This window comes from Flavobacterium sp., assembly GCF_020217025.1.
In the GTDB taxonomy this organism is placed as follows: Bacteria; Bacteroidota; Bacteroidia; order Flavobacteriales; family Flavobacteriaceae; genus Flavobacterium.
This window is the reverse complement of the sequence record NZ_JAIWOF010000141.1, coordinates 1-10,000: the sequence shown is the minus strand read 5'-3', so window position 1 is coordinate 10,000 and position 10,000 is coordinate 1. Positions and strand designations below refer to the sequence as shown.

Genomic DNA, 10,000 nt, shown 5'->3' with positions numbered 1-10,000 from the left:
TATGAACAAAATGACGCGTTCTAACAGCATTGGATTTATTTTGGTTTTCCGCTTTATCCATTCCTAAGAAATCAACACAAAATGATGTGGTTAAAGCGGTTAAAGCAGAATCCGTTGTAGCAAAAGTTGCTGCGGTTAATCCCAATAAGAAAACCACTGCCGGAATAATATTCAAATGATTAAAAGCAATTTCTGGAAAAAGTAAATCGGTTCGTTTTACACCATCAACCATTGGAACCGAAATGCCATTTTTTTCTGCATACAAATAAAGCAAAGCGCCAACACTCAAGAAGAAAATATTGATAATTACGAAAATTCCAGTGAAAGTAAACATGTTTTTTTGCGCTTCGCCAATGTTGGCGCAACTTAAATTCTTTTGCATTAAATCTTGGTCTAATCCAACCATAGCGATGGTTACGAAGATTCCGCCTAGAATTTGTTTCACAACATAATTACCTTTTAAATAATCTTCATAGAAAAATACTTTAGAATAATTGCTGTTTTTAACGGTTTCAAAAGCATCAACAAATCCTAAATCTAAACTATTACAAATAAAAATAATCGTCAAAAACACCGAAGAAACTAAGAAAAACGTTTGTAAAGTATCGGTAATAATGATGGTTTTTAAACCACCGCGATAGGTGTAAGCAAATATTAAAGCTAACGAAATTAAAACTGTAACGGCAAACGGAACTTCAAAATCATCAAAAACAAAACGTTGTAACACAATTACCACTAAATACAAGCGAAAAGCTGAGCCAATAGTTCTGCTAATCAAGAAAATAGTCGCAGCAGTTTTATAACTTATCACACCTAATCGTTGTTCGATATAACTGTAAATCGAAGTCAAATTCATTCGATAGTAAAGCGGAAGCAACACGGTGGCTATGATGAGAAAACCAATAGCATTTCCTAAAACAAATTGGAAATATTTAAACTGCAAATCAGGATTTCCTACTTCTCCTGGAACGGAAATAAAAGTCACGCCAGAAAGCGCTGTTCCAATCATTCCAAATGCAACTAAATACCATTTAGCATTTTTATTGGCCTTAAAAAAAGCGTCATTGCTACTGTCTCTTTTACTAACAAAATTGGAAATTAAAATCAGAATTCCGAAGTAGATAATGATAATGGCTAAAATAGTTCCTGAAGTCATATATTGGTTTTTGAATGTGCTAAAATAACAAAAAGATAGAAGTTTGTTGAGATAAGCTTAAATAAAATTCATTTGTAATTATTTTCGGAAAACTCCCAACTTCCAACTTACATCTCCCGACTTTTTTTTACTTTTGCTAAATGGAATTACCATCAAAATTATTGGAAAACGCGGTTAATGAAATGGCTCAATTACCAGGAATTGGTAAAAGAACGGCACTGCGTTTGGTTTTACATTTATTAAAACAACCTTCTGAGCAAACTGAAGTTTTATCTTCAGCTTTAACAGCTATGCGAAATTATATTCAATATTGCAAAGAATGTCATACCATTTCGGATGCTGATATTTGTGGTATTTGTTCTAATCCTTCTCGTGATAAATCGATAATTTGTGTGGTGGAAGATGTTCGAGATGTGATGGCATTGGAAAACACAGGAATGTTTAAAGGCGTTTATCATGTATTAGGCGGGAAAATTTCACCAATTGAAGGCATTGGGCCAAGTCAATTAAAGATTTTTTCGTTAGTTGATAAAGTAAAACAAGGAAATGTTACTGAAATTATTTTTGCTTTAAGTTCCACAATGGAAGGCGATACCACAAACTTTTATATATATAAACAAATTAAAGAGTTTGATATAAAAACATCAACAATCGCAAGAGGAATTGCGGTTGGAGATGAGTTAGAGTATGCCGATGAAGTAACTTTGGGAAGAAGTTTATTGAATAGAATCCCTTTTGAAACTTCAATTAAGCCTTATTAACAAAATTTCAATCAAAATTCAACAATAACTTCGTTTTTTTAATTGTAAAAACTATATTTGTTACCTAATTTAGTGTAGTTTGTCTTTTATTGTGTTTTATTTACAAAAGTCAAGCAGTATCAGTATAGTTAACTCATGAAAAAAATACTTTTTTTAGCCTTATTTTCGGTTCTACTTACTTCGTGTATTTCTACAAAGGATTTAACGTATTTACAGCCTAATGCCATAACAAAATCGGATTCTATTAAAGTTGCTCAAGAGGTTTCTAAGCCTTACAGAATTCAAACAAATGATATTTTAAATATAAATATAAAGGCATTAGATCAAAAATTAGTGGAAATGTTCTCTGTTTCGCAAACAAACGGACAGATACAAACGTCTCCTCAAACATTATTTTTTAATGGTTACACTGTTGATGATCATGGTAATATAAGAGTCCCTATTTTAGGAGAGGTTAATGTTTTGGGTTTTACGACAGATGAAGTTCGTCAGAAAATCGAAAAACAATTATTGGAAGAGTATTTCAAGAAAGAAGCTAATATTTTTGTCACTGTTAAATTAGCGGGATTGCGATATACCATAAATGGAGAAATAGGGTCGCCAGGAACTAATGTATTGTATCAAGACAGAGCTACTATAATGGAAGCTATTGCAAATTCAGGAGATATTCCTATAACAGGAAATCGAAAAGAAGTACAAATTATTAGAAAGTTTGCTCACGGTTTTGAAACCTATAGTATTGATTTAACCAATGAAAGTGCTATGAATTCTCCTTATTTTTATATTCAACCTAATGATTACATTATTATAAAACCGTTGAAGCAGAAATCTTGGGGTACTGGAGTTACTGGAATGCAATCAGTTGCAACAATTATGACGGCTATTTCCTTAATTACAACATTATTAGTGTTGTCTAAAACATTATAGTAAAAATGCTAGATACTAAAGATTTTAATTTTTTTGAGTCTCAAAGTACATTTGATTTCAAAGGATTTCTATTGAGAATTGTAGGTTATTGGAAATGGTTTGTTTTATCCTTGCTAATTACTTTTATTATTGCTTATAATGTAAACATTAGGAAAGAAAGTGTTTATGGTATGGAGTCACTAATTGTAGTTGAAGACCAAAATAATCCTTTTTTTACATCTAATACAAGTTTGGTTTTTAATTGGGGAGGAACATCGGATAAAGTTCAAACTATTATCACAACATTGAAATCTCGTTCACATAATGAAGTTGTTGTAGATAAATTACAATATTATATTCAATATTTGAAAGAAGGTGAGTATTATTTTAAAGATGCTTACGGAGAAGTTCCATTTTATGTAGAAATTGATAAGTCCAAAGGGCAGTTGTTTGGTCAATTAATTAAGGTTAAATTTCTTTCACCCTCTCAATATGAGCTAAGTGTAGATTTTGGAGAAGCTACATCAGCTTCAGTAATGCAATATGCTGATTTAGTTATAAAGCCAGTTAATGTCTCAGGTGGTGAATATAAGCAAGTATTTAAGATTAACGAAACTGTAGATGTTCCCTTTTTGCATCTTAAATTGATGATTAAACCCGAAGCTTTTGATTATACCAATCAAGAATTTTTTATACGTTTTGATGATTTTAATGGAACGGTTGCAAATTATAGAGGTATTGATGTAAGTGCTGATTCAAAAGCCTTGTCGGTGGTTCGTTTGCAGATGGAGGGTTCAAATAAATACAGACTGGTCGAGTATTTAAATACAACAGTTGAGGTGTTGAGAAAGATTCAATTGGATAGTAAAAATCAATTTGCTAACAATACCATAAACTTTATTGATAGTACCTTAAGAGAAATGGAAGGTCAAATCAAAGAAGCAGAAAATGAATTAAAAGAATTTAGAAAAGGAAAAAATATTTTTGAATTAGAAGAAGAAGGAGGAGGCGGGCTGTTGAGCGCTAAATTGTCTGGGTATGATGTGGAAAAGGATGTGATTAATAGAAAAATAGCTTACTACAATTTACTTAAGAATTATTTAGAGAAAACTACTGATTATTCAAAACTTCCTGCTCCAACAGTTGCTGGGATTGATGATCCTAACGTAGTAGGAAATGTTACTAAATTGATTCAACTTTCTGCAGAGCGTGCCAATATGTCGTATTCTATTAAAAACAAAAAAATGTTTTCCGATTTTGATGTTGAAATGGAATCTACTAAAAAAGTGCTTTTAGAAAATATAGCGAGTGCTAAAAGTGCTCTATCCTTGGATTTATCTTTGATTAATAGAAACATATCAAAAGCAGAAGGAGAGGCAAGTTTATTGCCTGAGAACAAACAAGAACATATAAAAATTACTAGAAAATACAATTTAAAAGATAAAATTTATAGTACATTCTTAGAGAAAAGAAGTGAAGCCGAAATTGTGAAGGCAGCAAATATATCTGATATTAATTTCTTAGATCCAGCAAAAGATGTTGGAGGAGGATTAAGAGGTCCTAAAACTAGTGTTAATTATATTTTAGCAGCTATGTTTGGATTCTTGCTGCCATTGTTAGTTGTATTTGTAATTACATTATTAGACAATAGTATAAATACAACAGAAGACATTAGAAAACTAACATCAATTCCATTAATTGGAGTTATTGGTAATAAAAACACTGAAAATAATTTATCGGTTTTTGAAAAGCCTAAATCTCCATTAGCCGAGTCATTTAGAGCAATACGTTCTTCGTTACAATTCATGTACAAAAAACAGCAAAAAGAAGGATCGAAAATATTAATGTTAACATCATCGGTAAGTGGTGAAGGAAAAACATTTTGTTCCATTAATTTAGCAACTGTTTTTGCACTAAGTGATAAAAAAACGGTTATAGTAGGTTTGGATTTAAGAAAGCCAAGGATATTTGGAGATTTTAATATTGATAACATTACAGGGGTAGTAAATTATTTAATCGGACAAAAAACAATCGATGAAGTAATTCAGAAAACACACATTCCTAATTTAGATGTTATTCCTTCTGGTCCAATCCCTCCAAATCCCTCAGAATTATTAATGAGCGAGGCTATGGCGGAAATGATTCAAGAGTTAAAAACAAAATACGATTATATTGTATTAGATACGCCTCCAGTTGGATTGGTTTCAGATGCTTTAGAGTTGGCTCATTTTTGTGATGCTACATTGTATGTTACAAGACAAGGATATACTAAAAAAGGTATGTTGAATGTTGTAAATGATAAACATAAAAGAGGTGAGTTGCATAACATTAGTATAGTCTTTAATGGTTTTCAAAATAAAGCTAAATATGGTTACGGTTATGGCTACGGTTATGGCTACGGTTATGGAGCTTATGGGGAGGCTTATCATGACGAGGTAAAACCTAAGTCAGGATGGAGAAAAGTTTTAGGTAAGTTTCAGAAAAATAGTTAAAAACTACTCTTAATCGTTATAAATGACAAAAATTGTAAATAAGAAAATACTTATCACGGGTGGTGCAGGATTTATAGGTTCTAATCTTTGTGCGTATTTTTTAGAGCATAATGAGGTAGTTTGTTTGGATAATTTTTCTACTGGTTATAATCATAATATTGATTTTTTTCTTTCAAATCCTAAGTTTACTTTGATTGAAGGGGATATTAGAGATTTCAAAACTTGTGAAGCTGCCGCTTCAGGTGTTGATTATGTTCTACATCATGCTGCGTTAGGAAGTGTGCCACGATCTGTTAATGACCCAATTACTTCTAATGAGGTGAATGTTTCGGGTTTTTTGAATATGTTGATGGCTTCTAGAAATGCTGAGGTAAAAAGGTTTATTTATGCCGCTAGTTCTTCTACTTATGGTGATTCTGAAGCGTTGCCGAAAGTGGAAGATGTTATAGGAAAACCATTATCTCCATATGCGGTAACTAAATATGTAAACGAATTATATGCGGATGTTTTTAGTAAAACATACGGAATTGAAACCATAGGATTGCGTTATTTTAATGTTTTTGGAAGAAATCAAGATCCTAATGGGGCTTATGCTGCGGTAATTCCTAAATTTGTAGCCCAATTTTTAAATCATGAAAGTCCGGTTATTAATGGTGATGGGAATTTTTCTCGTGACTTTACGTATGTTGATAATGTAATTCAAATGAATGAATTGGCCATGTTGACTGAAAATCCAGAAGCCATAAATACGGTTTATAATACTGCTTTTGGTGAAAGAACAACTTTGAATGAGTTGGTAAATACATTAAAAGAGTTTTTGTCGGCATATGATAAAGAAATTGCTACAGTTCCAATTGTTTATGCACAAAATAGAGTCGGTGATATACCTCATTCGTTAGCGAGTATAGATAAAGCAAAAGCTCTACTAAATTACCAACCTCAATTTTCTATAAAAGAAGGTTTGAAAGAAGCGGTAAAATGGTATTGGAATAATTTGCAAGAGAAAAGTAAAAAGAGAAAAGTAAAAAGTAAAAAGTAAAAAGTAAAAAGATAATACAATGATTAAAAATATCTGTTGTATCGGTGCAGGATATGTTGGAGGACCGACGATGGCTGTGATTGCTCAAAAATGTCCGCATATTAAAGTTACCGTTGTTGATTTAAACGAAAAAAGAATTGCGGCTTGGAATGATAAAGACGTAAATAATATTCCGATTTACGAACCTGGTTTAAGCAATGTGGTAGCGGAAGCAAGAGGCAGAAATTTGTTCTTCTCTACAGAAGTGGATAAAGCAATCGACGAGGCGGATATGATTTTTATTTCGGTCAATACCCCAACAAAAACATATGGTGTAGGGAAAGGAATGGCAGCCGATTTAAAATATATTGAATTATGTGCGCGTCAAATTGCCCGTGTAGCTAAAACAGATAAAATCGTTGTTGAAAAATCGACTTTACCCGTTAGAACAGCTAGTGCTATCAAAGAAATTTTAGAGCATACTGGTAATGGAGTACAATTCCAAATCTTATCCAATCCAGAATTTTTAGCAGAAGGAACAGCAATTGAAGATTTATTTGCTCCTGATCGTGTTTTGATTGGAGGCGATACTTCTGCAGAAGGTCAAAAAGCCATTGAAACGTTGGTAGCTATTTATGCGAATTGGGTACCAAGAGATAAAATCCTAACCACCAATGTTTGGTCGTCGGAATTATCAAAATTAACAGCTAATGCGTTTTTAGCGCAACGTGTTTCTTCCATCAATGCTTTGAGCGAGTTATGTGAAAAGACAGGTGCCGATGTTAATGAAGTGGCCAGAGCTATTGGAATGGATAGTCGAATAGGTTCTAAATTCTTGAAATCTTCTGTTGGTTTTGGAGGTTCTTGTTTTCAAAAAGATATTTTAAATTTAGTTTATATCGCCAAATCTTATGGCTTAAACGAAGTGGCTGATTATTGGGAGCAAGTAATTATTATGAACGACCACCAAAAACGCCGTTTTGCGAAAAACATTATCAAAACATTATACAACACCGTTTCGGGTAAGAAAATTGCTTTCTTAGGTTGGGCTTTCAAAAAAGATACTAACGATACAAGAGAATCAGCCGCTATTTATGTAGCAGATGATTTATTGAGCGAGCAAGCAACAGTAGCGGTTTACGATCCTAAAGTAGGGGAAGAACAAATTCAATTTGATTTGAATTATTTAGAAACCCGTTCAGAATCGGATAATAAAGCAGGAGTTCAAGTGGTTGATAATGCTTATGAGGCTTGTAAAGAGGCTCATGCTATTGCAATTCTTACCGAATGGGATGAATTTAAAACATACGATTGGCAAAAAATATATGACAATATGTTAAAACCAGCTTTTGTTTTTGATGGAAGAAATATCTTGGATAAAAAAGAATTAGAGAAAATTGGATTTATTTACCAAGGAATAGGGGCGAGGTAGTTGAGACTGGGGGACTGGGAGACGAGGAGACTGGGAGACGAGGAGACTGGGAGACGAGGAGATTGGGAGACGAGGAGATTGGGAGACTGGGAGATTGGGAGACTGGGAGACGAGGAGATTGGGAGACGAGGAGATTGGGAGACGAGGAGATTGGGAGACGAGGAGACTGGGAGACTTGGGGACGAGGGGACTTGGGAGTGATGTTAGTTTTAAAATCATAAATTATGGCGAAAATTGCTACTCATAAAGATTTAAGAGTATATCAAGCGGCTTTTATGGCAGCTATGGATATTTATAAATTGTCTAAGTCGTTTCCTGGGGAAGAAAAATTTTCCTTAACGGATCAAATTAGAAGAAGTTCTCGTTCTGTTTGTGCTAATCTTGCTGAGGCTTTCAGGAAGAGACGTTATCCTAAAAACTTTGTTTCTAAACTTTCTGATTGTGAATCTGAAGCTGCCGAAACTCATGTGTGGTTAGATTTTGCCTTAGCTTGTGACTATGTTACGATTGAAGAATACGAAAAATTATATAAAGAATACGATATGATATTAGGAATGTTGGTGCGAATGATTGTTGAACCTGAAAAATGGAATTTATAATGTCTCAAAAGCACCCTATCACCCCATCACCTCGTCTAGCTATCATTGGACTTGGATATGTTGGTTTGCCATTGGCAAGACTTTTTGCTACAAAATATTCAGTCGTTGGTTTTGATATTAATCAACAACGTATTTCTGAGTTAAACAAAGGAATTGATTTAACTTTAGAGGTAGAAGAAGATTTACTAAAATCAGTTTTGGTTGCTCAATCTTCAAATGAAAAAGGATTATATTGTTCTAATCAATTAGCCGATATTGCTGATTGTAATTATTATATAGTGACTGTACCAACGCCAGTTGATAAACACAATAAGCCTGATTTAACACCACTTTATAAAGCCAGTGAAACGGTTGCGAAAGTATTGAAAAAAGGAGATATCGTAATATACGAATCAACTGTTTATCCAGGTGTAACTGAAGAAGAATGTGTGCCAGTCTTAGAAAAATTATCGGGATTAAAGTTTAATGAAGATTTCTTTGCGGGATATTCTCCAGAACGAATTAATCCAGGCGATAAAGAACACACTGTTGAAAAAATATTAAAAGTTACCGCAGGATCTACTCCAGAAATTGGAAAAAAGGTAGATGCTTTATACAATAGCGTAGTTACTGCAGGGACGCATTTGGCACCCACAATTAAAGTGGCAGAAGCTGCTAAAGTGATAGAAAACTCTCAGCGTGATATCAATATTGCTTTTGTAAATGAACTGGCAAAAATTTTCAATATATTAGAAATAGACACCAAAGCAGTTTTAGAAGCGGCGGGAACAAAATGGAATTTCCTACCTTTTAAACCCGGATTAGTAGGCGGACATTGCATAGGTGTTGATCCTTACTATTTAGCGCAAAAAGCATTAGAAGCAGGGTATCATCCTGAAATTATTTTAGCGGGTCGTCGCATGAATGATAGTATGGGCGAATATGTAGCTTCGCAAGTAGTGAAATTAATGATTAAAAAAGAAATCGTACTTCACGAAGCGCAATTGTTGCTTTTAGGAGTAACTTTCAAAGAGAATTGCCCTGATGTTCGAAATACAAAAATAGTAGATATTATTCATGCTTTAAAAGAATATGGAATCCATATCACCATCTATGATCCATGGGCAAAACCAGAAGAAGTAATGCACGAATATGGTATAGAAACGATTCAAAAATTACCAAGTTTCAAATATGATGCTTTAGTTTTAGGAGTTTCACACAAAGAATTTGCTGATTTGGATATTGCTACTTTAACAAAGGAAACGAATGTAGTTTACGATGTTAAAGGGTTTTTGAAGGGAAGAGTGGATGGGAGGCTTTAGGGAGATGAGGAGATGGGGAGATGGGGAGACTTGGGGACGAGGAGACGAGGAGACTTGGAGACTTGGAGACTTGGAGACTGGGGGACTTGGAGATGGGGAGACTGGGGGATGAGGAGAATGGGAAAGCGGATTTTAAACGTTTTTTCAGGAATACGAATTTAAGAAGTCTTAAAAATTATTTCACACGATTGTCACCCTGAGCGGAGTCGAAGGCTAATGGAAACGTTTTACTCATTGGAGACTGGGAGATGAGGAGAATGGAAAAGCGGATTTTAAACGTTTTTTCAGGAATACGAATTTAAGAAGTCTTAAAAAATTATTTCACACGATTGTCA

At 33.7% G+C, this 10,000-nt stretch carries 8 protein-coding genes; 7 read left to right on the top strand and 1 reads right to left on the bottom strand.

Annotated elements, in window-relative coordinates:
* Positions 1–1,156 (bottom strand): sodium:solute symporter (locus LDL23_RS07085; RefSeq protein ID WP_291265080.1); only part of this gene is annotated, 1,156 nt, incomplete at its 3' end.
* A 140-nt stretch (positions 1,157–1,296) separates the two neighbouring features.
* On the opposite strand from LDL23_RS07085, the gene recR reads away from it, so the two are divergent.
* The 7 genes from recR to LDL23_RS07050 all read left to right on the top strand — a co-directional run bounded on the left by recR (position 1,297) and on the right by LDL23_RS07050 (position 9,665).
* Complete coding sequence (gene recR / locus LDL23_RS07080; RefSeq protein WP_291265079.1) at positions 1,297–1,917, top strand: recombination mediator RecR; 621 nt, start codon at positions 1,297–1,299, stop codon at positions 1,915–1,917.
* A gap of 135 nt (positions 1,918–2,052) precedes the next feature.
* Positions 2,053–2,844: a polysaccharide biosynthesis/export family protein gene (locus tag LDL23_RS07075; RefSeq protein ID WP_291265078.1), complete on the top strand. Its 792-nt coding sequence runs from the start codon at positions 2,053–2,055 to the stop codon at positions 2,842–2,844.
* 5 nt (positions 2,845–2,849) lie between these two features.
* Positions 2,850–5,315 (top strand): exopolysaccharide transport family protein, encoded by a 2,466-nt coding sequence (locus LDL23_RS07070; protein ID WP_291265077.1) that lies wholly within the window; start codon positions 2,850–2,852, stop codon positions 5,313–5,315.
* 22 nt (positions 5,316–5,337) lie between these two features.
* Positions 5,338–6,354 carry an SDR family oxidoreductase gene (locus LDL23_RS07065; RefSeq protein ID WP_291265076.1) on the top strand — a complete coding sequence of 339 codons (1,017 nt, stop codon included), beginning with the start codon at positions 5,338–5,340 and terminating at the stop codon, positions 6,352–6,354.
* A 19-nt stretch (positions 6,355–6,373) separates the two neighbouring features.
* On the top strand, positions 6,374–7,765 hold the full coding sequence (locus LDL23_RS07060; RefSeq protein WP_291265075.1) for a UDP-glucose 6-dehydrogenase: 1,392 nt from the start codon (positions 6,374–6,376) through the stop codon (positions 7,763–7,765).
* A gap of 224 nt (positions 7,766–7,989) precedes the next feature.
* Entirely contained in the window at positions 7,990–8,364 is a 375-nt protein-coding gene (locus LDL23_RS07055; RefSeq protein WP_291265074.1) for a four helix bundle protein, read from the top strand.
* Positions 8,352–9,665, top strand: a complete 1,314-nt coding sequence (locus LDL23_RS07050; protein WP_291265073.1) for a nucleotide sugar dehydrogenase — start codon at positions 8,352–8,354, stop codon at positions 9,663–9,665. Before LDL23_RS07055 ends, LDL23_RS07050 begins: the two co-directional genes overlap by 13 nt.
* Positions 9,666–10,000: the final 335 nt, after the last annotated feature.

Excerpts from the sequence above, each read along its gene's own strand:
- LDL23_RS07050 (WP_291265073.1), top strand. The coding sequence starts at position 8,352 with ATGGAATTTATAATGTCTCAAAAGCACCCTATCACCCCATCACCTCGT.
- LDL23_RS07070 (WP_291265077.1), top strand. The coding sequence starts at position 2,850 with ATGCTAGATACTAAAGATTTTAATTTTTTTGAGTCTCAAAGTACATTT.
- LDL23_RS07060 (WP_291265075.1), top strand. The coding sequence starts at position 6,374 with ATGATTAAAAATATCTGTTGTATCGGTGCAGGATATGTTGGAGGACCG.
- LDL23_RS07075 (WP_291265078.1), top strand. The coding sequence starts at position 2,053 with ATGAAAAAAATACTTTTTTTAGCCTTATTTTCGGTTCTACTTACTTCG.
- LDL23_RS07055 (WP_291265074.1), top strand. The coding sequence starts at position 7,990 with ATGGCGAAAATTGCTACTCATAAAGATTTAAGAGTATATCAAGCGGCT.
- recR (WP_291265079.1), top strand. The coding sequence starts at position 1,297 with ATGGAATTACCATCAAAATTATTGGAAAACGCGGTTAATGAAATGGCT.
- LDL23_RS07065 (WP_291265076.1), top strand. The coding sequence starts at position 5,338 with ATGACAAAAATTGTAAATAAGAAAATACTTATCACGGGTGGTGCAGGA.